This is a genomic window from Candidatus Binataceae bacterium, assembly GCA_035500095.1.
In the GTDB taxonomy this organism is placed as follows: domain Bacteria; phylum Desulfobacterota; class Binatia; order Binatales; family Binataceae; genus JAKAVN01.
Window position 1 is genome coordinate 1 of record DATJXN010000055.1, and the last position, 23,088, is coordinate 23,088.

General features: G+C 62.5%; 23 protein-coding genes and 1 pseudogene. 13 read left to right on the forward strand and 11 right to left on the reverse strand.

All coding sequences use genetic code 11. The features are described 5' to 3' along the window. Position 1: 1 nt before the first annotated feature. The 4 genes from VMI09_06130 to VMI09_06145 all read right to left on the reverse strand — a co-directional run bounded on the left by VMI09_06130 (position 2) and on the right by VMI09_06145 (position 2,877). The gene (locus VMI09_06130) at positions 2-193 is read right to left on the reverse strand and encodes a hypothetical protein (GenBank protein HTQ24256.1); all 192 of its coding nucleotides are present in this window, start codon (positions 191-193) and stop codon (positions 2-4) included. Between the two features lie 427 nt (positions 194-620). Then, the gene (locus VMI09_06135; protein HTQ24257.1) at positions 621-1,550 is read right to left on the reverse strand and encodes a hypothetical protein; all 930 of its coding nucleotides are present in this window, start codon (positions 1,548-1,550) and stop codon (positions 621-623) included. Between the two features lie 365 nt (positions 1,551-1,915). After that, on the reverse strand, positions 1,916-2,215 hold the full coding sequence (locus tag VMI09_06140; protein HTQ24258.1) for a hypothetical protein: 300 nt from the start codon (positions 2,213-2,215) through the stop codon (positions 1,916-1,918). A 266-nt stretch (positions 2,216-2,481) separates the two neighbouring features. Further along, a complete protein-coding gene (locus VMI09_06145; protein HTQ24259.1) occupies positions 2,482-2,877 on the reverse strand; it encodes a DUF192 domain-containing protein in 396 nt (131 codons plus the stop codon). Between the two features lie 259 nt (positions 2,878-3,136). On the opposite strand from VMI09_06145, the gene ccsB reads away from it, so the two are divergent. From ccsB to VMI09_06175, 6 genes and pseudogenes are all read left to right on the forward strand, one after another. Next, entirely contained in the window at positions 3,137-3,964 is an 828-nt protein-coding gene (ccsB, locus tag VMI09_06150) for a c-type cytochrome biogenesis protein CcsB (GenBank protein HTQ24260.1), read from the forward strand. Positions 3,965-3,985: 21 nt separating this feature from the next. Next, positions 3,986-5,347, forward strand: a complete 1,362-nt coding sequence (gene hemA / locus VMI09_06155; GenBank protein ID HTQ24261.1) for a glutamyl-tRNA reductase — start codon at positions 3,986-3,988, stop codon at positions 5,345-5,347. Between the two features lie 69 nt (positions 5,348-5,416). Continuing rightward, on the forward strand, positions 5,417-7,213 hold the full coding sequence (gene hemC, locus VMI09_06160; protein ID HTQ24262.1) for a hydroxymethylbilane synthase: 1,797 nt from the start codon (positions 5,417-5,419) through the stop codon (positions 7,211-7,213). A 186-nt stretch (positions 7,214-7,399) separates the two neighbouring features. Further along, complete coding sequence (locus tag VMI09_06165; protein ID HTQ24263.1) at positions 7,400-7,654, forward strand: hypothetical protein; 255 nt, start codon at positions 7,400-7,402, stop codon at positions 7,652-7,654. Between the two features lie 12 nt (positions 7,655-7,666). Beyond that, positions 7,667-7,921 (forward strand): annotated as a pseudogene (locus VMI09_06170) (redoxin domain-containing protein). A 63-nt stretch (positions 7,922-7,984) separates the two neighbouring features. Next, positions 7,985-8,509, forward strand: a complete 525-nt coding sequence (locus VMI09_06175; GenBank protein ID HTQ24264.1) for a protein-disulfide reductase DsbD domain-containing protein — start codon at positions 7,985-7,987, stop codon at positions 8,507-8,509. A 110-nt stretch (positions 8,510-8,619) separates the two neighbouring features. On the opposite strand, the gene pstB is transcribed toward VMI09_06175, so the two are convergent. The 5 genes from pstB to VMI09_06200 form a co-directional block, all read right to left on the reverse strand. After that, positions 8,620-9,462, reverse strand: coding sequence for a phosphate ABC transporter ATP-binding protein PstB (gene pstB, locus VMI09_06180; protein ID HTQ24265.1), 843 nt, complete (start codon positions 9,460-9,462; stop codon positions 8,620-8,622). Positions 9,463-9,484: 22 nt separating this feature from the next. Beyond that, positions 9,485-10,420: a phosphate ABC transporter permease PstA gene (gene pstA / locus VMI09_06185; GenBank protein ID HTQ24266.1), complete on the reverse strand. Its 936-nt coding sequence runs from the start codon at positions 10,418-10,420 to the stop codon at positions 9,485-9,487. Continuing rightward, the gene (gene pstC / locus VMI09_06190; protein ID HTQ24267.1) at positions 10,420-11,439 is read right to left on the reverse strand and encodes a phosphate ABC transporter permease subunit PstC; all 1,020 of its coding nucleotides are present in this window, start codon (positions 11,437-11,439) and stop codon (positions 10,420-10,422) included. Before pstC ends, pstA begins: the two co-directional genes overlap by 1 nt. 68 nt (positions 11,440-11,507) lie before the next feature. Beyond that, the gene (gene pstS, locus VMI09_06195) at positions 11,508-12,566 is read right to left on the reverse strand and encodes a phosphate ABC transporter substrate-binding protein PstS (protein HTQ24268.1); all 1,059 of its coding nucleotides are present in this window, start codon (positions 12,564-12,566) and stop codon (positions 11,508-11,510) included. A gap of 663 nt (positions 12,567-13,229) precedes the next feature. After that, positions 13,230-14,171 carry an aldo/keto reductase gene (locus VMI09_06200; GenBank protein ID HTQ24269.1) on the reverse strand — a complete coding sequence of 314 codons (942 nt, stop codon included), beginning with the start codon at positions 14,169-14,171 and terminating at the stop codon, positions 13,230-13,232. Between the two features lie 200 nt (positions 14,172-14,371). On the opposite strand from VMI09_06200, the gene VMI09_06205 reads away from it, so the two are divergent. The 7 genes from VMI09_06205 to VMI09_06235 all read left to right on the forward strand — a co-directional run bounded on the left by VMI09_06205 (position 14,372) and on the right by VMI09_06235 (position 22,083). Continuing rightward, positions 14,372-14,872, forward strand: a complete 501-nt coding sequence (locus VMI09_06205) for a carbonic anhydrase (protein ID HTQ24270.1) — start codon at positions 14,372-14,374, stop codon at positions 14,870-14,872. 98 nt (positions 14,873-14,970) lie between these two features. After that, positions 14,971-15,684 (forward strand): SDR family oxidoreductase, encoded by a 714-nt coding sequence (locus VMI09_06210; protein HTQ24271.1) that lies wholly within the window; start codon positions 14,971-14,973, stop codon positions 15,682-15,684. Between the two features lie 154 nt (positions 15,685-15,838). Next, positions 15,839-16,177, forward strand: a complete 339-nt coding sequence (locus VMI09_06215) for an alpha/beta hydrolase fold domain-containing protein (protein ID HTQ24272.1) — start codon at positions 15,839-15,841, stop codon at positions 16,175-16,177. Between the two features lie 300 nt (positions 16,178-16,477). Beyond that, positions 16,478-17,407: a copper-containing nitrite reductase gene (gene nirK / locus VMI09_06220; GenBank protein HTQ24273.1), complete on the forward strand. Its 930-nt coding sequence runs from the start codon at positions 16,478-16,480 to the stop codon at positions 17,405-17,407. A gap of 151 nt (positions 17,408-17,558) precedes the next feature. Then, positions 17,559-19,871: an FUSC family protein gene (locus tag VMI09_06225; protein ID HTQ24274.1), complete on the forward strand. Its 2,313-nt coding sequence runs from the start codon at positions 17,559-17,561 to the stop codon at positions 19,869-19,871. Positions 19,872-20,129: 258 nt separating this feature from the next. Beyond that, positions 20,130-21,101 carry a porphobilinogen synthase gene (gene hemB, locus VMI09_06230; GenBank protein HTQ24275.1) on the forward strand — a complete coding sequence of 324 codons (972 nt, stop codon included), beginning with the start codon at positions 20,130-20,132 and terminating at the stop codon, positions 21,099-21,101. 31 nt (positions 21,102-21,132) lie between these two features. After that, positions 21,133-22,083 (forward strand): GNAT family N-acetyltransferase, encoded by a 951-nt coding sequence (locus VMI09_06235; protein HTQ24276.1) that lies wholly within the window; start codon positions 21,133-21,135, stop codon positions 22,081-22,083. A 21-nt stretch (positions 22,084-22,104) separates the two neighbouring features. On the opposite strand, the gene VMI09_06240 is transcribed toward VMI09_06235, so the two are convergent. Beyond that, a complete protein-coding gene (locus VMI09_06240) occupies positions 22,105-22,470 on the reverse strand; it encodes a hypothetical protein (protein HTQ24277.1) in 366 nt (121 codons plus the stop codon). A 12-nt stretch (positions 22,471-22,482) separates the two neighbouring features. After that, a partial coding sequence (locus VMI09_06245) for a hypothetical protein (GenBank protein HTQ24278.1) occupies positions 22,483-23,088 on the reverse strand: 606 nt, incomplete at its 5' end.

Sequence of the window (23,088 nt, forward strand, 5' to 3'; positions counted from 1 at the left end):
TTTACGCGGTGGTCAGAGCGGAATCGACGCCGCTGGCCAGCGTAGCGATGTTGTTGCCGAGCACCTTGTAGGTCCCGTACACAACGACCGCGATGGCCGCCAGGATGAGGGCGTACTCCGTCATCGTCTGGGCACGATGCACGCGCACGAAACGCTCACGAACCTTCAGAAAAGCCTTTGTAAACACGTCCATTTTCATTTCCTCCTTGGTTTCAGCCGCTTTCCACGCGGCTTTGCGGGGATAGACTCCCCAAAGTGTAATGTTCTTCGGTCTTTCTCTCTGCCTTATATCATCAGACCACGTGCCATATCGCATTGCGGCGCATCCGCATGGCTTTACACACGCAGCCTGAGCTGCTCAAGCCTTCGCTAGTTAGGAGTCAACTCCCGCGTGTTCGTCGCGATCTACCCACAGGAAACAGCTTTCTGGAAGCATGTCCTGATGAGTGCATCCATCTCTTCTTTCATCGCCTTGTGGCTTGGCAAATACGCTTTTTTCTCGGGCATCTGAAGCGCTGGCTGCTAACCTTGCCGCCAAGTGTACGTCCCGAGCTTTAGCATGTCAAGCTGTTCTTATTCGCGTTCAGATACAAATTTTTCTCTTTACACATAGATCGACCCTAGGGCAAAAGCACTGATTCTAGACCGTGCCTCTCTGTCTGAGACGCTCCTGCAGGAGATAAGTCGAGCAACTCGCCGCTTATATTCCCCTGCGCATCTACAGACGTTAGCCACAGACTCGCGAACCCGCGCACCCAGGCGGTCGACCCGATCGCGTCTTGGCTCTCGCGGTTGAAATCGACAAATGCGACTTCGATTCGGCGCGGATCGCCGATCGCATAGTTGGCCGCGCTCGCGCCAGGGTCGCTTCGAGCTCCCACACGAAGGCGCGCGAGGAGCGCCGATCGAATTGCCAGGCTGCGGTCGCCCTTTTCGCTGACCCTAAGAATGTCGCCTAGGCCAGCGGCGCTCTGGGAGCCGACAAGCGCGCCACGCGACGGTACACATCCGGTGTCGCACGATCCCAGCTCGAGCGGCCTCCACATGCCCTCCGTGGCGGGCCGTTCAGCGCGTGCTGGATGCAGAATAATCGCGCGATGCGCTCGGTACCCGGCACCGTCGGGAGCGTATTGGATTCCGATTGGGACCAAACCCGCGGCCGAATCGGGCCTCCCGCATGCAGCCACTGCCTTCACGATCACCTGGCCCTGCGAAAGACCGAACAGTCGCGTGAAACGATAGGGCACGTTGCGCTCGACTACCATCGTGATCGAGCGGCTGTCGGCAGCCGGGCGATTGTAGACGATCTCATTTTCGCCTATCCCGGTCATCAACGCCTTGGTGAGCGCCGCGCGTTCGGCAATAAGAGGATTGGCCGGCAGATACGCCGCTCCTGTCAGCACGGCTTCATCCGCGAGCGTCTGCAGACGAACAGCGCTAAGATGGAGCGCCCAGCTATCCGCTCCGATGCGCGCAGCACCAACCATCACGGGCAGCGCCATGCTCAGAGCGAGCGCAGTTTGACCTCCCTGGAATAGCTGAAACCTCACCTTAAGACCCGCCTCCCCTTCGCGCCTCGCCTTATCCCTTTCTGTCCCAACAGTGGCAGCCGAGGCGAAAAGCCTTGGCTTACCCGGTAGGGCCACAAGCCGTCAGCACGTTGCATGCCACAGCTACAAACTAGCTAAAAGAATCCTAGGCCTCTTTAGAATAGGAATTAGAATATGTCTAGCAGCGACAGGGGTTGCATCGATGCAACGTGCCGTATTTTCATCCGAGGTGAAAAGGTGAAAAGCTTTGGGAAATTCGAAGGAGGCTCGCCAAAGGCAGGACCCGGCGGACGGCACTTGGCCATCCGCCGGGCTTAAAGGGGTTTAAAATGCCGGATTCTAGACTTGAGTGTTGGAAAGGTCGCTTACGCAGTGGTCAGAGCGGAATCGACGCCGCTCGCCAGCGTAGCGATGTTGTTGCCGAGCACCTTATAGGTGCCGTACACGACGACCGCGATGGCCGCCAGAATGAGCGCGTACTCCGTCATCGTCTGGGCGCGATGCAGGCGCACGAAACGCTCACGAACCTTCAGAAAAGCCTTAGTAAACACGTCCATTTTTCTCTCCTCCTTGACCTGTTCCAGTTCGATGAGGCTGTTTTCCGGTTTAGCCTCTATTACTGCCTTATTTACCAGATCCGCTTTCAAATACGTTATGGTCTTCATGACATTTGATAGCCGATAACAAATCTACGCTATTTTTAAAGCATTCTCAAATGTCTAGCCACATCGCTCGCTGGCTCCGTTACGTGGTACTTGATAGCACTCGCCGTGCCACGATCGGCCTGAACCTTAAATCAAGAGTTTATTTGAGTTTTTCAGAGCATACTGTTGAAAAATCTGCCGGCTCGGTTGCAACAGCGCCACAAAACGCGCCTTGGACGCAACCAACCGAGCGGAAATAATTCACCACGGGACTCGGGAGGAGATGCCTACGAACGCTCCAAAGCGATCTGATCGCCCACTTCGGTCCGGCTCTCCGCTGCACCGCCGGCTGGGAGTTCGAGCGCCTTGCGCGCTCCCCAAACGATCGGAGACAGGCGCCACGGCCGCAGATTGTGGCTTATCCGTATCACTCGACCCCCGCGGTCGAGGAAAACGATATCGATCGCGAAGCGCATGAAGAACATGTGCATGCACATGAAGGGTTCCATCCACCCAGCCTCGAATAACATCCCGGTTCCAGGCGCGAGGCCCTCGCGTCCGAGCAGGCCGCGGCTCTTGCCCCTCATTCCGCCCGCCTCTTCGAGCCGCTCGCAGAGCACCGTCGAACGCGTCCGATTGAACGCACGCAATCCAGCCGCCCCTCTCACCTCAGCGTCTTCCATCATCTCTCCCCCTTGCCGCGCCGCATCGCCGCCGCGCGCCGATTCACTGTCTCGCCCGAAGCGGGTGTATTACAATGGCGAGCGGACATGACGTATCGGCGCACGGTTGCTTGTCTTCGGCATCGAGCAGGCACTATTTAACATCGGGCCCGTAACGGCGGGCTATCCTGTCGCCTGGAGGGCCTGTGGACTCGACCGTCCTTCGTTAAAACCGCGCGCCGGCGCAGGCCGAATGGAATCGAGCGATTAGGTCCAAGAGATGGACACTATCTGGCTGCCGCCCGCATTAGTATGTTACGCGCTTTCAGCGGCCGGATTCGTCGCCGGACGCGCTGCCAATCGTCCGCGATGGGCCGATCAGGCGGTGCCATTGCTTGGCGCCGCGGTGCTCTTTCACACGATGGACCTGGTGCTTGGGGCGATCAACGCCGGGAATATGCCGGTTACGAACTTCGGCCAGTCGTTGTCGTTCCTGGCCTGGCTCACGGCGATCGTCAGCTTCGTGCTGATTTCCCGCATGCGGATGCAGGTGCTCGGCGCTTTCGTCGCGCCGGGGGTTCTAGCCGCGGTCGCGGCCGCAATGCTGCTCGAGCGCCGCAGCCGCCTCGTGATTCCCGACAGCCTGCGCAGTGCATGGCTGCCTGTTCATGTGACGCTCGCTTTCCTCGGCGACGCGCTCTTCATGGTTGCGGCGGGCGTGAGCCTCGCCTACCTGGTGTACGAATCTCGCCTCAAGGCGAAGCGCCCGATGGCGCCGACGGGACAGACGACGCCGAGTCTCGAAAAGCTCGACCGTATCAACTACCGGCTGCTCGGATGGGGCTTCGTGATGCTGTCGCTCGGGATCGTGAGCGGCGCGCTGTGGGCGGAAGCGACCTGGGGCCATTTCTGGTCGTGGGAGCCGCAGGAATCGTGGTCGCTGGTCACCTGGCTGCTCTATGCAGGATTGCTCGAGTCGCGGGTCGCCGCCGGATGGCGCGGGCGGCGCGCCGCGGCGCTCACGCTCGCGGTGTTCACAGTCCTGGTGGGATCGTTCCTGAGCGTGAGTCTGCTCTTTCCCGGCAAGCACGGCGGGAGTTTCGGCTGAGGCGCGGCGAACGCACACACGATGGATGAGAAACTCCTCATCGCCGGCATCAACCATCGCACCGCTCCGGTAGCGGTTCGCGAGCAGTTGGCCTATGGCGACAGCAAAATCGCCGCGGCGCTCGGGCGGCTCAAGGATCGCGCGCCCGCGCTCGCCGAATGTGCGCTGATTTCGACCTGCAACCGCGTCGAGATTATCGGCGTGGCATCCGACCCGGCGCGCGCGATCGACGAGGCGATAGGCTTCCTCGCCGCCGATCGCGAGGTTGACGCGGCGCTGTTCGCCGGCGCGCTCTATCGCTTCGAGGGGCGGCAGGCTGCGCGCCACCTGTTCCGCGTCGGCGCGAGCCTCGACTCGATGGTGGTCGGCGAGCCGCAGATCCTCGGCCAGCTCAAGCTCGCCTACAGCCACGCGGCCGAGGCCGGCACCGCCGGCCTGGTGCTGCATCGCGCCTTTCATCGTGCCTTTTCGGTCGCCAAGCGCGTGCGCAAGGCGACGCTGATCGGCCGCGGCTCGGTATCGGTCAGCTCGGCGGCCGTGCGCCTGGCGGGACAAATCTTCGACACCCTCGGGGACAAGACGGTAATGCTGATGGGAGCGGGCCAGATGGCCGAGCTCACCGCGCGCCAGCTCCATGCGCTCGGCGCGGAGACGCTGCTGGTGACGAGCCGCACCTTCGACCATGCGGCCGCGCTCGCCCGCGCGCTCGGCGGCACCGCCGTCCCCTTCGAAAACCATCGCCCGTATCTCAAGATCGCCGACATCGTGATCGGCTCGCTCTCGGCTGCGCGGCCGGTGCTCGAGGCCGGCGATTTCGAAGCCATCCTGCGCGAGCGCCGCTACCGTCCGATGTTTCTTATCGACATGGGCGTGCCGCGTAACTTCGACGATCGGCTGAACTCGATGGAGAACGTGTACCTGTATGACATCGACGACCTCGGCGCGGTCGTTACCGAATCGCTCGGCGAGCGTGCGCGCGAGGCGGACAAGGCCGAAACGATCGTGGCCGACGCGCTCGACTCCTTCATGCGCTGGATGGACGGGCTCGACCTGGTGCCGGCAATCAAGGATATCCGCGTCAGTATCGAGCAGCTGCGCGACACCGAGCTGGGACGCCATCGCGCATGGCTGGCGACGATGGAGCCGGCGGAGCGCCGGCGGATCGAAGCGCTGACGCGGACGCTGGTGAACAAGCTCCTCCATCGTATCCTGGCAGGCCTGCGCAGCTCCGGGGCCGGCTCGCCTGACCCCGTGTATACCGCGGAGATCGCACGCCGCCTGCTCTGTGGCGATCTGGCCGCCGAGGGACCCGCACTTAACCCCGCGGTATCCGGCCTCGACTTCGAGATCGATCTTGATTCCGACGATGACGAGGAGCCGTGATCCGCGGCAGCCGCCTCCGATGCGCGCGGCTCGCGCAACCGTGTTCGGTCGTTCGGTCAACATAAATAGATGGCCTCCGTAATTCGTATCGGTTCGCGTCCAAGCCCCCTTGCGCTCGCGCAGGCCGAGCTGGTGCGGCAACGGATGCGGCGTCTGCTGCCCTCGGCGGTGATCGAGATCGTCCCGATTCGCACGAGTGGCGATCGGATGGCCAGCGCGTCGCTCGCCGCCGTCGGCGGCAAGGGACTTTTCGTCAAGGAGCTGGAACAGGCCCTCGTCGAGCGCCGCGTCGACCTCGCCGTCCACTCGATGAAGGACCTGCCGGCGCGGCTTGCCCCGGAGTTTCGTATCGCCGCCGTGCCCGAGCGCGCCGACCCGCGCGACGCGCTGCTCGCGCGCGCGCCCGGCGGCTCGCTCGCCGCGCTGCCGTGCGGTGCGCGCCTTGGAACCTCGTCAGCGCGCCGGCGCTTCGAGGCGTTGCGGCAGCGCCCCGACCTAACGGTCGTGCCGCTGCGCGGGAACGTCGATACGCGCCTTGCGCGCCTTGCGGCCGGCGACTTCGATGCGATCATCCTTGCGCTGGCCGGTCTCGCGCGGCTCGCGCGGGGCGAGGGCGACGCCGCCCAAAGCGGCGTCGCCCTCGCCCCGCTCGACGACCGCGACTTCCTCCCCAGCGGCGGCCAGGGCGCGCTCTGTATCGAGGCGCTGGCCGGCCCTCCCGCCGCCGCCGGCTCGGCCGAGGTCGAGGCGACGCTCGTCGCGCTCGACGATCCGCGGGCGCGGATGGAAACCGCCGCCGAACGCGCCTTCCTGGCCGCGCTCGGCGCGTCGTGCGTCTCGCCCGTCGGCGCGCTTGCGCGGATCGACGGGCCGGCAATCGCGATGCGCGCGATCGTCTTCAGCCTCGATGGCGCGCGCCATCTAATCGACGAAATCGCCGGCGAAGCCGGCGATGGCGATGCCGCCGCCGCGCTCGGGGCGCGGCTGGCGGAGCGGATGCTCGCGGCCGGGGCGGACGAGATGGTCGGCGCGGGAGCCGCCGCGCCTTCGCCATCGGCAGGGCCCGCCCCGGCAGCAGACGCATCGCCGCTTCGCGGCAGACATATCGTGATCACTCGCGCGCGCGGTAATGGCGGCTCGTTTGCCGCCGGATTGCGCGCGCTCGGCGCCGAGGTCACGGAATTCCCGACGATCGAAATCGTGGCGCCCGACAGTTATACGGCGATCGACGCGGCTATCGCGCGACTGGCCGCTTTCGATTGGGTGATCTTCACCAGCGCGAGCGGGGTCGAGCGGATGCTCGAGCGGATGCGGACGCGTGGTGTCGATTCCCGCGCGCTCGGGGCGCCGAAGCTCGGCGCGATCGGTCCCGCCACCGCCGAGCGCCTGAGGGCCCATGCGCTCGCGGCCGCAGCGATTCCGGATGAGTACCGCGCGGAGGCAATCGTCGAAGCGATCGGCGCGGACCGCGTCCGCGGCGCGCGGATCCTGATTGCGCGCGCGCAGGCGGCGCGGGAGGTGTTGCCGCAGATGCTCGCAGCGGCGGGCGCGCGCGAGGTCATAGTCGCGCCGGTTTACAAAACCGTAAAGCCCGCGGACGCGCCGGTCGCCCGCGTTCGCGAGATCGCGGCGGCCCATGCGATCGATCTCGTCGCGTTCACGAGTTCCAGCACCGTGATGAATTTCTGCGAGATGGTCGGCGCGAGCATCGCCCGCAAGCTCAAGGCCGCCGCGATCGGACCGATCACCGCCGAAACCGCGCGCTCCGCCGGAATCGAAGTCGTCGCCCAGCCCGCCGAGTACACAGTCGCGGCCCTGATGATGGCGATTCGCGATTACTTTGCGACCGATAGCGGTTCGCGGTGAGCTTCAGACCGCCAATTCGACCCATTCCCGCGCGGTTTCCCCGGTAACAAATAGCGGCTAGCAACCGAATAAAAGATGGACAGGGTTCCCGGAGATGTGCCAAACCGGGTGGAAGGTATTTATGCACAGCATGGGCGGCCAGGCGCGAACGCAAAACGCGTTTCGGGTCGCCGAGCCGGAGAAAGTATGGAAGCAAAGGCCAAGGCTGAAATCCTGCACGGCGTAATCGCCAAGTTCCGCGCCGGCGGAAAGGATATCACTTCGGAAGAATGGGGCCGGTTCGTCGCGGCGCAGAACGACGGTTTGCGCACGGGACCGGAAATCGGCGAGCGCGTGCCCGATTTTTCCCTGCCCGACCAGCACGGCAAGACCCGCACGCTCAAGGATCTCTCGGGCCCAAAAGGCCTGCTGCTGGTCTTCAGCCGCAGCGCCGATTGGTGACCCTACTGCCGCAACCAGCTCGTCGAGCTGCAACAGTCGCTCCCGGCGCTCAAGGCCGCCGGCTACAACGCCGCGTCGATCACCTACGACTCGCGCGACATTCTCGCCGCGTTCGGCGAAGCCTGCAAGATCGAGTTTCCGCTGCTCTCGGACGCCGGCAGCAAGGTTATCCGCGCCTTCGGCATTCTCAACACCAACATCCCCGAAGATCACAAGATGATGTACGGGATGGCGTTTCCCGGCGACTACCTGACCTCCCCCGACGGCATCGTGCGCGACAAGCGCTTCCTCCCGAATTACGAATACCGCGCGTCGGCGGCCGCGCTCGTGATGCACAATGGGGACGCCGCGGTCGGCGCGAATTCGCTCGAGATCGACGCCGGCGCCTTCAGCGCGACGGTGTCGCTGTCGTCCGATCGATGCTTCCCGGGCCAGGAGCTGGCGACCGCGCTCCGCATCCGGCTGAAGCCGGGATGGCACGTCTACGGCAAACCGCTGCCGGCAAACTACCGGCCGACGGAATTGGTCTTCGAGAGTCCGATCGTCGGCGAACAGTCGATAGAATTGCCGGCGGCGAAGCCGATGCTGCTCAAGGCGCTCGGCGAAACGCTGCCGGTTTACGAGGGCGAGGTCAGCGCGACCGGGCGGCTCGGGATCAAATGGAGCCCGCCGATGCCGGCTAAATTCATGGAGGCGTTCGGCAAGACGATCGCGCCGGGGCAGTACAAGATCGCCGGCAAGCTGCGCTTCCAGGCGTGCAGCGACACGGTCTGCGAGCCGCCGCAGGAGATTGGCTTCGAGCTTCCGCTCGAGCTCGAGGCGGGAGTGCCGCCGGCGCCCAAAAAGGCAGGCTAGACACACGCGGCGCGGCGGCTGTTCGCCGCCGCGCAGGATAGCCAATATTCGATTGTTACTATCCGGATAGTCGGTCCAGGGATAGCCGGTCTCAGGGCTTGACGACCGGTTCAGCTGAACTCGCCGCGGATATATTCCTTGGTGTGCTCCTGGGCGGGACTATCGAAGATCTGCTGCGTCGGTCCGTATTCCACCATGTAGCCGGTGCGGCCGCCGCCGGTCGTATCCACGTACAGAAAGGCGGTCATGTCGGCGACGCGCTTGGCCTGCTGCAGATTGTGGGTGACGATCGCGATGGTGTAGCGCTTCTTCAGCTCGGACATCAGCTCTTCGATCCGACGCGTCGCGATCGGATCGAGCGCCGAGCACGGCTCGTCCATCAACAGCACCGCGGGTTCCGTGGCGACGGCACGCGCGATGCACAACCGCTGCTGCTGGCCGCCGGAAAGCGCGAGCGCGCTCGTGCGCAGCTTGTCCTTGACCTCATCCCAAAGCGCAGCCTGGCGCAGCGCCGACTCGACCTTGTCCGGAATCGAGCCCCGGTAGCGGTTGAGCCGGAGCCCGAAGGCCACGTTCCTGAAGATGCTCATCGCGAACGGATTGGGCTGCTGGAAAACCATCCCGATGTGCCGGCGCACGGCAACCGGGTCGATCCGCGAAGCATAGATGTCCTGGCCGCGGAAGATCACGTGTCCCTTGAGCCGGAATCCGCGCACCAGGTCGTTCATCCGGTTGAGGCAGCGCAGCACCGTGCTCTTGCCGCATCCCGAGGGGCCGATGAAGGCGGTGATGGTGCCCTTTTTGACCTTCAGGGCGACGTCGCGCACGGCCCTGAACTTGCCGTAGTGAAGCTCGGCGATATTGCAGTCGATGAGGGCGCCGTTTTGCGATGCCTCAGAGGTCGGCGGATACGCCGCTCTATCGACTCCGTTGGTTGCCGGCGAAACTGACATGCCTTTCTCCATTGAGTATTGACTAATCCGAAGACCTTGAGGTCAGCGATTGGCCGAGTACGTTGAACACCAGAACGATAACCACCAGCACCAGCGCCGCGGTCCACGCGAGCGCTATCTGATTTTCAAAAGGCGAACCGGAAAAGTTGTAGATGAGGACCGCGAGCGACGCGGTCGGCTTCATCAGGTCGTTGGGGTTCTTGGGTAGAAACTCGGGGACCGTCCGGCTCATCCAGTAATTGCTGAAGAGCGCAGTGAAGAGCAGCGGGGCGGTTTCTCCCGCGGCGCGCGCCACCGCCAGCATCACCCCGGTCAGCATCGCGGGCGCGCCGGTCGGCAGGATTACCTGCGTTACCACCTGGGTGGGCGTCGCGCCCATTCCGATTGCCGCTTCACGCATTTTTGCCGGGACCCGCTTGATCGCTTCTTCGGCCGTCAGCAGGACCGTCGGGAGCATCAACAATGCCAGCGCAACTCCGCCGGCGAGCGCAGAGAACTCCCCCGTAGTCACCACCACCACCGCGAACGCGAATACACCCGCCAGGATAGACGGCAGACCGGTCAGCACCTTGGCCGCGAAACGTACCCCTGAGGCGATACGGGTTTCTGGCCCAAATTCGGTGATATAAATCGCCGCCAGAACCCCGAAGGGTACGCTAATCAGGGTGGCTAGAGCAACTACGACGAAAGTGCCGATGATCGCATTGCCAAAGCCGCCCCCAGCCGCCATCGCGGCCGGCGGAAGCTCGCGAAGCGCACCCAGGCTGAGCGTAGCCGAACCGCGCAACACGAGCATGTAAAGCACTGAAAACAAAGGGAAAAGCGCCGCGAGCGTCGCCCCACCCGTCAGCATGCTCATCGTGTAGCTGAAGAGCGTGCGCGGCCGGCGCAGCGAGCGCTCGAGACTCTCGAGGTCAATCTGCGTGGTCTCGGGCGACCTTTGGATCGGCGCGGCCATCAGCGCAACCCCTTAAGGCCCGCATCGGCGCGCTGCAGGATGACGGTGCCGACGATATTGACCATCAGGGTGATCAGCAGCAGCACCAGCGAAGCATACATCAGCGCCCCGACCTCGATCTTGTCGGCTTCGGGAAAGTGATTGGCGAGCAGGGCGGCAAGCGTGTTGGCCGGCGAAAACAACGACCAACTTATCACGTTGGCGTTGCCCGCCAGCATCGCGAGCGCCATCGTCTCGCCCAGCGCGCGGCCGAAACCGAGAATGATCGCGCCGAAAATTCCGGTCGCGGCGGTGGGCACGAAAATTCCCAGAATCGCCTCCCAGCGCGTCGCGCCGATGCCGAAGGCGGCCTCGCGCAGCTTGGGCGGAACCGCCACCAGCGCATCGCGCGAAATCGCGGAGATCGTCGGCAACACCATGATCGCGAGCACGATCGAGGCCGGCAGCAGGCCGGGCCCGCTCAGGTTGGTGCCGAAGAACGGAATCCATCCGAGATGCGAGTTCAGCCATGCGGCGGGCGGACGGATGAACGGGATCACCACGAAAATGCCCCACAGCCCGTAAACCACGCTCGGGATCGCCGCCAGCAGCTCGACCGTGATTCTCAGCAGATTCTCGACCCGCCCGGGCAGCGAACGCAGCCACGAATACTCGGAGAGCCGCATATATCCCAACAGCTTGTCGATTCCGGAGGACAGGAACCCTTCGCTGAGGAAAATCGCAATAGCCAGACCGAATGCCGTGCCAATAGCCAGTCCCAGTATCGAACTATACAGCGTCCCGACGATCGCCGGCAAAATTCCGAACTGCGCGCGATTCGGGTCCCACGCCGTCCCGGCCAGGAAGCTCAGGCCGTAGCTCCGGATCGACGGCATCGCCTGCCGTCCGATGCTCACGATCACCCAGAAGACGAGCAGCACCGTCAGCCAGGCGACCGTGAGCGTGCAGCGGCGGAAGATGCGATCCGCCGCGAGCTCGAACCCGGAAGGGGGCCTGGATATCTCCGCTTCGGCCGGCATCGCCACTGGTTCTCCGGGTTGCCCGCCGAGGTGGAAGATGTCGCGCGCTGTCCCGCCCTCGCCCGGGGTCATGAGATCTGCGCGAGCGCCTTGTCCACGGCGTCAACCACATTAGGCGGCAGCGGAATATAGCCGAGATCGACGCTGAAAGACTGGCCCTGCGTAAGGCCGTATTGAACCACCGCCTTGATCGCCGCGGCCTTGGCGGGATCGCCGTACTTCTTGTAGCACAGCAGCCAGGTGTAAGTGACGATCGGATAGGCTTGGGCGCCCGTAGGATCGGTGATCCAGGCGCGCAGATTGGCGGGCAACTGCACACTCGCGAGCGCATCCTTGCCGCTGGTCAAGTCGGCCTTCACGTAATTGCCGCTCTTGTTCTGGAGCTCCGCCATCGGCATCTTGGTCTGCACCGCGTAACCGTATTCGATGTAGCCGATCGCGCCCGGCGTCTCCTTGATCAGGGCCGTCACGCCTGCGTTGCCCTTGCCTGCCACGGCAGAGGGAAAATTGACCGACTTGCCTGCGCCGGGTCCGTTCTTCCAGGCGTCGCTGATCGCGCTCAGGTGCGAAGTGAAGACGAAGGTGGTTCCACTTCCGTCTGACCGCACGACCGGCTGGATCTTGAGCGCCGGCAGCGTCGCTCCCGGATTCGACTTGGCAATAGCAGGATCATTCCACTGGGTGATTTTGCCGAGGAAGATTCCGACGTAAGCCTCGCGCGACAATTTCAATACGCTTGGAGCGCCGGGCAGATTATAGGAGAGCACAATCGCACCTGCAGTCATCGGAAGCAAAACTACGCCCTGCTTGACCGCGGCCATCTCTTCGTCGGTCATGGCCGCGTCGCTGGCTCCGAAATCGACCAGGTTCTGCTGAAACTGCTTGATTCCCGCGCCGCTGCCCAGCGCCTGATAGTTTATCTCAACGTCCGGATGGGTCTTATTATATTCGGTAAACCACTTCTGATAAAGCGGGGCCGGAAATGTCGCGCCGCTCCCCTGAAGCGTAATTGCGCCAGCGCCGATCGCAACCCCGGAACCGAGGCCGAAACCTCCGTTCAGCGTTGCTAGTATCCACCCGATCAGCGCCACACCGCCCAGCGCCAGCATGCCACGCACGATTCTCATAGATCTCTCCTGTTCAAGAGGTCCGATAGACCCGTGAGGATATATCTTCGCACAGGCCATTTCGGACCAAATTTGTTACGACAATGTGTCGAACTGATGACGATTTCATGTCAAATCATCCGCTTATCGCACTAATGCTTGATTTGTAAGCCTTTTTGCTGGCGTCTAGACCAGCGCCCCTCAATTCCTCCAGAACCGGTCGCGGCGAAAATGTGCCGGACAGCTCGCTCCCTACCTATCGTCTTGCGAAAGCGTTCGAGGCGATCGAATCGGTTGCGTGCGGGACATAGCACTCCCGGCAGCGGTCGGGAATTATCGCCCGGTGAACGGCGGGTTAAATGTTCGCTACGCCTGATGACTAACACAAGACATGGCATCGGACCCGGTACTCGATTAGCTATTCGGAGAGGCGCAGGCGCAGGCGATTTTATCTTTTTAAATCGGGAGCATAGCCATAGCGGCGAAGGAATGTCGTCCCTGGGACACCGCCATGCTCCGCCAGCTTCTTCCCGCTATTCGAGTGGCGGGAGACTGACAATCCGAAATGCGAAGCCGCGACGATCTTCGTAGGCACGCCAGGATTTTTATCCGCGCGCTTTCGACGCGCCCGATGCGATCGTAAGCTTTGTGTGTCAGGTCGGCGGGAAATTCCGGCTTGAACGTTTATCTTCCCCTGGGAATGAAGCCCGGGATGCCCGTATCAACAACCGAATTGAGCCTGACTCGCGTACTGACCCCGCGGGAGATCGCGTCGATGGCGTCGTCGGGAAGCGCCGAGATATCAAAGTTTTCCTCGATGTGGCGGATGCTTGTAGCTGTGGTGAGAGGAGCCGTGCCGCGCTGCAGTGCCCATGCCAGCAGGACTTGAGCGGGGGATTTGTTGACGCGCTTCGCAATGATGGCGATCGCAGGATCGTCGATTAACCTCGGTTCAATACCATGACCCAAAGCAGCGAAGGCCTGCATCACGATGCCATTGCTCTTGCAATAGTCGAGCAGATCCCATTCGGGGAGATACGGATGTGATTCGACCTGAACAACAGATGGCTTGATGCGTGCGGTTTCAAACACCTCTTTCAGCTGCCCGAAACTGACGTTCGATAAGCCGATCGCCCTACACCGACCTTCGTCGGCCAGCGTCTCCAAAGCCTTCCAGGTATCCGTCAGCGTCACCGCATCGTCATAAATCACATTACCGTTCTTGTCCCTCGGGTCTTGCTCGTCCCCGGCTTTGAAGGCGAATGGAGTATGTATGCTGTATAGATCGACGTAGTCGAGTTGCAGTCTTTTCAGACTAGCCTCGAAGGCGGGTTTAACCCGCTCCGGGCGATGATTGTTGTTCCAGAGCTTTGTACCTACGAAAACGTCCTTCCGTTTGACTTTGCCCTCCTTGAACATCGTCCGCATTGCTTCGCCCACATGTTCTTCATTTCGGTAGCGTTCTGCACAATCGAATTGACGAAAGCCCGCCTCCAGCGAGATCCTGACTGCCTCTTTTGTTGCGTTCGGATCGGGAATCAGCGTGCCAAAGCCGAGTGCCGGCATCTCATCGGAGCCGTTATTGAGCGGTATCTTTGTATAACGAAGGCCGTCGGCGTTACTCATAAGACTTTTATCTCCGTACAAAATCGCAGACCGGCCGATCATAACAAATCTCTCGGAGGAACGACTAATCGCTGCCAGCCAACGAGACTCAGTGCGCTCCGCAGCATTTGACCGTCGCGACCGGAAGAGCGACACTAACCCGAAGAGCGACATTATGAGAAGCGGCTTGGCCGCGCCATTCGCTTGCAAGGAGGAAAACGATGAGCATTATCGATAAGGCGCTTGAAGCAAACCGCAACTATGCAAAGAGTTACGACCCAACGCTGGGGAAGCGTCCGGCCCCCAAAATCGTAGTTGTAACCTGCATGGATCCACGACTCTCAGACCTCCCTGGAATCCTGGGTTTGCCGCAGGCCGATATAGACGTCATCAGAACCGGCGGCCCCGCGGTAACGGAAGATGTTCTCGGGGAACTTGTTGTTTCCAACCGCGTACTCGGAACCACAGAGATAATGCTTCTCAACCACACCGGCTGCGGTTTCACGACATTCACAGATGACGAACTGAACGCGAAGCTGAGCGCTTCGACCGGAGACGCTTCGCCGGCTCCAATGCGCTTCTTTTCCTACAAGGACCCCGAGCAAAATACCCGGGAGCAAATCAGGAAAGTCAGGTCGCATCCGTGGATTGCCAAAGACATCCCCGTGCGAGGGCTTATTTTCGACGTGGACACGGGCAGATTGCGGGAAGTCAATGCATGAACACGAGCGCGCCGGCGGCGGCCCAGTCAATGAGTGAGGCAGTGGAAAGGCGATAGCGCCCGTTCAGCTTCCCCGGCGACATGGATCCAAAAGGCAAAGTGGCGTTGGTCACCGGTGGCGCTCGCATCGGGCAGGTTGTCGCTCAGAGCCTCGCGGCGCGCGGGTGCGATCTCGCCCTGATCTACCGCGGCTCGCGCGAGGCGGCTGAAGCTACGGCGGCCGCGGCGAGAGCAGCGGGCGTCAAGGCGGCTGTGTTCCGGGCAGACGCGACCAATGAGACAGAGATCGTCGCGGCAGTGAGCGAGACGGTGAAGTCGCTGGGACGTCTGGACATTCTGATCAATATGGCTTCGACATATCAAAAGACGCCCAATCCGAGCGGCGCGGCGTGGTCTGCCAGCCTGGACACGAATGCGAAGAGCGCATTCCTGTTTTCGATTCACGCAGCGCCGATCATGAAGCAAGGCGGCGATGGGCGAATAATAAACTTCTCGGATTGGCTGCCGGCGACCGGCCGTCCACACTACAAAGGCTACACCCCATACTATGTATCGAAAGCTTCAGTTGTGGCGCTCACGCAGACCCTGGCACTGGAGTTCGCGCCCGAAATCCTGGTCAATGCGATGGCGCCCGGGCCGATTCTTGAGCCTCCGGGCCTGACTCCGGAGGAGAACATGGAGGTGATCGAAGCCACACCGCTTCGGCGATGGGGCGGTGCCGCGGAAATCGCCAAGACAGTGCTCTTCTTGATCGAGACGGATTTCGTAACTGGCGAATGTATCCGGGTCGATGGCGGCCGGCATCTATTCTGACTGTACATCTGCTCGAGCGGGGTGATCCGCACTACGGCTCTGCGGCAGGAAAGGAGGCCCACAATGTCAGGATTTGCCGCACTGTTATTGCTCAAATCGTAGAGTCAACATCCAGTTCACCCGGCATCGGGCAAGATTATCGCCGCCAACGGCTGTGGCTGAAAACAACGAGATTCTGATCGACCTGCACAACAAGCGTGGCGCAATGGGTTATGGGATCGAAGCCTTTCGTGCGCGCACCCCGCTAGCCGGGCCGGGCTTCGCCACGGCCGAAGACGTTGCAGGGTTCCCGCCCACCGTGATCAGCGTGAATGAATGTGATCCGCTCCGCGACGAAGGGATCAGCTTCTACCGCCTTCTCATACACAATGGCGTGCGCGCGCGCTGCCGACAGGTGATGGGAACGATCCACGCCACGGAAATCTTTCCAACCTGTTGCCCCGATATCAGCCACAGTACCGCCAGTGATATTGCCAACTTCTGTGCACGCTGATTGGCCGTCCTGGCAACGGGAGTTCTCGATGTCGGCTGATTGACGCCAGCCGCCAGGAGCATCATTAGCCTGCACCCAGGGGAGTTGCTCGTTAGAAGTGTGTGGACGGTCTAACCAACAGGAGGCTCAGGCATGAGGTCAATCATCTCGCGTCGAGAACTTTTTCGTTACCTGGGGGCTGGTGCAGCTTTGGCCGGCCTCGGCGCTACTCGATCATTCGCGGCATCTGGCACTGAAACGCTCGCCCAGGGCTCGCCTCCAGCAGGGCGCGGAGCCCTGACCACCGAGAATAGAGGAGTCGTGGCCGTACCAACCAAAATTCCTCCGCCCATCACACGAAGCCATTCGATCCATAACGAGTTTGAGCTCGAGGCTCGCGAAGTCGACGGCGAAATCGAACCTGGCGCGAAATTTAGCTACATGACCTATGATGGCCAGGTACCCGGTCCCATGTTACGCGTGCGCGTTGGCGATTTGGTCACACTCACTTTGCGGAATAACGCGCATAGTTCCACCTGGCACTCGATAGATCTGCACGCGGTTTGCGGACCTGGCGGCGGCGCGGAGCCGCTCACGGTTCTTCCCGGGCAGAGCAAAACCATCAAGTTCAAAGCGATGTACCCGGGCGCTTTTATTTATCACTGCGGCGTGCCCGGCATGGATGAACATATGGCGCGCGGGATGTTCGGGATCATTGTGGTCGAACCCGAAGAGGGACTGCCGCATGTCGATCGGGAATTTTACCTGGGCCAGAACGAGACCTATACGAGGCAGAAGCCGGGGACCCCGGGACCGCGCGACTTCGACTTCGACGCGCTCCTGCGCGAAGAGCCGAGCTACGTGATCTTTAATGGAGGCTTTAATGCGCTTACCGCGAAACGGCTAGGCGCCATGCACGCGAAGGTGGGCGAGTCGGTGCGTATCTTCATGGTGAACACCGGCCCCAACCTCCTCTCCAGCCTTCACCCGATCGGCAACATATGGACGCGAGCCTGGCTGATGGGAGCACTGGCGATGCCGCCCATGAGATTTTTGCAGAGCGTGCCGGTTCCACCAGGGAACGCGATCGTTGCGGACATGGAACTTCCGGTACCCCAAACCATCAAGATTGTGGATCACGCGATGAGTCGCGCAGCGAGACAGGGCGCGTTGGCTGAAATCGAAGTGACCGGCGAAGAAAACCTGGAGATTTTCAATCCGAAGCCTTTGAAATCACCAGCGGCGGGATAACGGTCCGAAGGACGCTTCCAACAACCCCCAGTTGTCAGGGGCGGCGGCGCCCCGTCATGCGAGGTAAAGACCTGGTCGGGGCATCGAAACCAAGTTGCAACTGATGCGAGGGCGGCGGCGTCGCACTGTTGTACAAGGTGAACGAGCGAGTGTGGCAGGATTCATAGAGCAACGGTTCGGCATCCTACGGCCATTTGCCTGGTTGGATCGACTCGGGGCACTGGTCGCTCGCGAACTTACTCCCAGTGCCCGGAAGATCCGCATCGCGTTGCGCATCTCAATGATTGTGACAATCGCAATCGGACTGGACGCGAGCTGTCACGTCAACACTCAGCTGGGCGCGGTAATTGTCTGGATCCTGGCGGGCGCAGGACCGATGATGTCCATTCGCAAGGCCCTCGCATGGCAAATCGCGGTGATGCTCGCTCTGATCACGGCGGTGGTGACGGCGCGCGCATTCGCGGAGACGCCGTGGTTGATGCTGCCGTTTGTCTTCGTATGGATTTCATTTTCAACGTACGTGGGAGCGACGCGCAAGCTTGGCGCGGGCGTGCTGGTTATACAGGTAGTCTGCCTCATTATATTCTACGGCGTCGTATTTTCGCCTGGGGAAATCGGTTGGAACGCAGCAGCCTCGTTCGCCGGTAGCGTGATTGCCTTCGGCGTGATCGTCCTGTTCGACAACTGGTTGTGGCCAGACCCCGGCGAGCCGATCTTGATGAAGTCTCTCGGAGCGAGCGTCGCGCGTGCCCGTTCGCAGCTTCTCTGGGCTTCGAACTTTTTTCTCGCCGGCGAAAGCGTACCGCGACCGCCATTGCCGGCACCGACTTCCGACCTCCCCGCCCATATGGCGCTTCTTGATCAAGCCTTGGCCGAGGGCGCGTCGGAGCATCGCCGGGCGATGCTGCTTGCCGCGATCACGCGCGCGGCTCGCATCAGTCTCGAGGTGGATCGCCTGATCACTACGGTGCGCGAGAACCTGCCTCGAGAAATTCGCACGATGGTCCCCGGCGAAATTCAAAGAGCGGTAGAGGCGATCGCCGCTGCGCTCGGCGAGATCTCCCGCAACCTTCCGGCGCGCATTGCTACAGGCGCGGACGAGCAAGCTCCCGACACGCGGACGCGTGTACGCCTGGCGATGGACAATCTGGCCGCACGCGTGATTGAGATCAGACCGGCATACATCGGCAAAGTCAGTTCGGCGGAAATCGAAAATTTCGCGGAATTCATCGATTCGCTGGCGGTGCTGACCAGGCTCATCGAGCGCCCGCTGGATGAACCTCCGCGGCCACCGGCCACGAATCCGCCGAACAGTGCCGTCCCTCGGAACCGCGCTGTCTCTCGATTGAGCGGTCCTGCAAATCCCACGCTTGTTCGCTATTGCGCGAAAGTCGGCTTGTGCACGGTGGTCGGCTATCTAATCGGCCTCATTAGTCAGCGTCCAGACTTATTCATTATCCTGGTGACCGTAATAACCACCGCGACCCCCACCTATGGCGCAACGTTGCAGAAGATGTACCTTCGGATCGGCGGAGCTATAATCGGAGGAGCGGTTTCCCTTCTCGCTATCATTATAGTTTCGCCCAACTTCGACACGCTTCCAACCTATATGCTTACGGCCTTCGCGGTATTCTATGCGTTTGCGTACTCTTCGCTCGGTAATACGCGGGTGTCATACGCGGGCAAGCAAATGGGGATCATTTTTTCATTGGTGTTCATCGGGTTGACCCCATCCGTCGATATCTACGAACCTCTTTGGCGCATTTGGGGCGTCCTGCTTGGTGATTTTGTCGTGGCGATGGTCTTCTTTACTCTGTGGCCGGAATACGCCGGTGATTCCCTGGTGTTCAGACTGCAAAGAGTCATTGCCAATATGCTCGCGCTCGCCCCAGGCGGCTCAGCTTCGAGCAGCGAGGATCAAATCCTGAAGACGAACTCGGAAACGATGCGCGTGCTGACCGAGTTCCTTGAGATCGCCGAGGACGCGCGGATGGAAGGACGCACCTGCGCCGTCTATCATGACGGGATCGTCGAAGCGGCCGGGACGCTTCGCCGGATTGCGAACCGGCTGTCCTCGATCGCGACGGCGCGGGCTCTTACTCAAATCCCGCAGCTCGACCCTGTAGCGGAGTTTGCGCGTGAGCGGGTCTTCACCGCGATTCGCGGGCAGCTTGTCTCGTGGCTGGATTTCTTTCGCAGCGCTGAACGCCTCAGCGCTTCCGCTGCTCGTGCGATAGCGGAGAAACACTCAGCCGGCGACTTGGCGGAACCGCTCGAGGAGTTCAGTTCGCACCTGGAGGAGGGAGGGTTTGCCCGATTGGCTTCGTGGCCGCTCGAGCCGCGCCGCACGATGATTGCGGAACTCCAGTCGATGCGACGACTTGAGTTTCTGTTCTCGGAGCTGAATCGGTATCTGGCGGATATACCCAGCCCCCCGCGACATACTTCACGTATCGAGGGATGATCGGCCACGCGGTATCCAGCGCTGCAGCCCCCCGCGAAAGTCAACTCCACCGGCTGGTTATTCTCAACGAGCGGTGTTTTGAAGCATTGGGCGAAGTGTCGCGCCGAAGTATTAAGCGAAGTATTGAGGGAAGTATTAAGAAAAGATTAAGGAATGACCAGCTACTGGCGCATACCGGCGATCGGCGCGCATCTGGCATGCCTCTTCACGCGCGGCCGCAGGTAGCTTTGCCCCTTGGCGAGGGAGTAAGACATACCGATGGCGTTTCCAATCAATCGTCCACGGCGGCTTCGGCGCACCGAAACGCTGCGCCGGATGATCCGCGAGACGCGGCTTGCGCCCGACGACCTCGTCCAGCCGTTCTTCGTCTGCCCCGGACGCGACGTCAAGCGTCCGATCGCTTCGATGCCGGGCGTGGCGCAAATGTCGGTTGACCAGGTGGTGCGCGCCGCGCGCGAAACCCAGGCGGCCGGCGTCCCCGCGACCATCCTGTTCGGCATCCCGCAGCGCAAGGATCCCCAGGGCACCGAAGCGTGGAACGACCAGGGCGAAGTGCAGCGCGCCGTGCGCGAGATCAAGGAGCACGTGCCCGGCCTCGCGGTGATAACCGACGTCTGTCTCTGCGAATACACCGACCACGGGCATTGCGGCATCGTCGCGGGCAACGACGTCGACAACGACGCGACGCTCGAGTTGCTGGCGCGCGAGGCGCTCTCGCACGCGCGCGCCGGCGCCGACATGGTCGGCCCCTCGGACATGATGGACGGGCGGGTCGGCGCGATCCGCCGGGCGCTGGACGAAAACGGCTTCATGCACGTCCCGATCATGGCCTACTCGGCCAAGTTCGCCTCGGCCTTCTATGGGCCGTTCCGCGAGGCCGCCGAATCGGCGCCGCAGTTCGGCGACCGCCGCTCCTACCAGATGGACCCGCCCAACAGCGACGAGGCGATGCGCGAGATCGCGCTCGACCTCGCCGAGGGCGCCGACATCGTGATGGTCAAGCCTGCGCTCGCCTATCTCGATCTCATCTACCGCGCCAAGCACGAGTTTCGCGTCCCGGTGGCGGCGTACAACGTCTCGGGCGAGTACTCGATGCTGCGGGCGGCGGGGCGCAACGGATGGCTCGACGAGGAGCGCGCGGTGATGGAGGTGCTGACCTCGATCAAGCGGGCCGGCGCCGACATGATCCTGAGCTATTTCGCCACCGAGGTCGCCAAGCGGCTCAAGTGACGCGCCCCGCGCGGCGGCGAATCCCGATCGCATGAGCATCCGCGTCCGGCCGCTCCTCGAAAGCGACCTCGACGAGGCCGACCGCATCATGCGCCTCGCCTTCGGCACGCTCGTCGGGCTCGAGGACCCGCTGACGATGTGGGGCGACGCCGATTACGCGCACACGCGATGGCGTTGCGACCCGGAGGGCGCGCTGGCGGCGGAGGATGGCCGGCGGCTTGCGGGTTCGAACTTCGCGGTGCGCTGGGGCAGCCTCGGCTACTTCGGTCCGCTCTCCGTGCGTCCGGAGTTGTGGGATCGCAAGGTCGGTCAGCATCTGGTCGAAGCTACAATCGCGATGTTCGAGCGCTGGGGCGTGCGCCATCGCGGGCTCTATACCTTTGCGCAAAGCCCCAAACACGTCGTGCTCTACAATCGCTATGGATTCTGGCCGCGGTTTCTTAGCGCGGTGATGCAGAAGGAAATCAAATCGCCGCCGTCGCCGCCGCACCCGGAGCGGTCCGAAAAGTTCTCCGCGCTTTCCGCCGGCGAGAAAGCCGAGACGATAGCGGCCTGCCGCGAGCTGACCGGCTCATTTTTCGCCGGTCTCGATCTGCGGCGCGAAATAGAAGCGGCCGATCGCTTCGGGCTGGGCGAGACGATCCTCGGGCGGCGCGGATCTAGAATCGCCTGGTTCGCCGTCACGCATATCGGGCGGGCGACCGAGGCCGGCAGCGGCGTATGCTTCGTCAAGTTCGCAGCGGCGCGGCCCGGCGCCCGCGCGGCGCGCGACTTCGAGCGGATGCTCGAGGCCTGCGAGGCGCTGGCGTTCGGCGCCGGCGCGCACCAGCTGCGCTTGAGCATCAACTTCGCGCGCGAGCGCGCGTATCGGATCGTCGCCGCGCGGGGCTTTCGTGCCGAGCGGATCGGCGTCGTGATGCAGAGCCCCAACGAGCCGGCGTACAACCGCCCGGGCAACTACCTGCTCGACGACTGGCGATAAACGGCCGCCAGGCTCGGATGCTCAGCCGGGGAAATTGCCGGTTGCGCCGCGAATCAGGCTTGCGGCCTCGTCGGGATCGGCAACCTCGACGATCAGCTGGCTGTAGCCTTCGTTGATCAGGTCGATGGCGATGGCATTTTCGGGCTTGCTTACGTCCCAGAAAGTGTGGCGGCCGTCCTTGTAAAACCAGCCCGCCCAGACGACCCCCGGAAAGGCCGTGCCGAACAGCCGCCATCCCTTCCACCAGCGCCCGGCATCCTCGGGATCGCGGCGCACGCCGCCGACGTGCGCGAGCGGAATCAGAAATCTGCTTTTGAGCGCGAAGACCTTGTGCCATCCAAGGATTTCAACCTTGAGCATCCCGTCTCCGACCGACAGCTCGACCATCGACGACCGCGATTATTCGCGCCGCGCAGGCCGGATGTGCGTTTCGTAGTACGGGCGCATCGCGCGTAGCGCACGCATCTGATGATACGCGAGCTCGTCGTCGGGATAACGATGCTCCGGGCCGAGCACGCATCCGGCGCGCGCGTGGCAACGTCCCGCGCAATCCGCCTCAACCTCCACTCGATGGGTCAGGCACTTCGGCACGTCCCATCCCGCGGGAAAGCTCACCGCGCCGACCGGGCATGCGCCGATACAGCTGCGCGGAACGCACGCGGGGCACGGATCGAAACCGCGCGCCTCACCCGGCGCGTCAAGCGCGGCGTCAAGCAGCAGCGCCGCGCGAAACGCGATCCACGGCCCGAACCTCGGATGCACCACGACGCCGAGGATGCTCGGCCCGGCGATTCCCGCCGCCTTGCCCAGCTCGACGAAATTGAGCGTGGGGCCGCCGTGCATGAAGGGATGGACGATGGTGTGGCGGAGCGCGGCCGCGCGCAGCGGCGCGGCGACTTCGGCGTGGACGACCTCGCGGGTGAAATCGTCGAGCGGATTTTCGCGCTCCCACCATCCGGGGTTGCGCGCCGCGTGGCGCTTGAGCGCCGCCCAGAACTCGCCGCC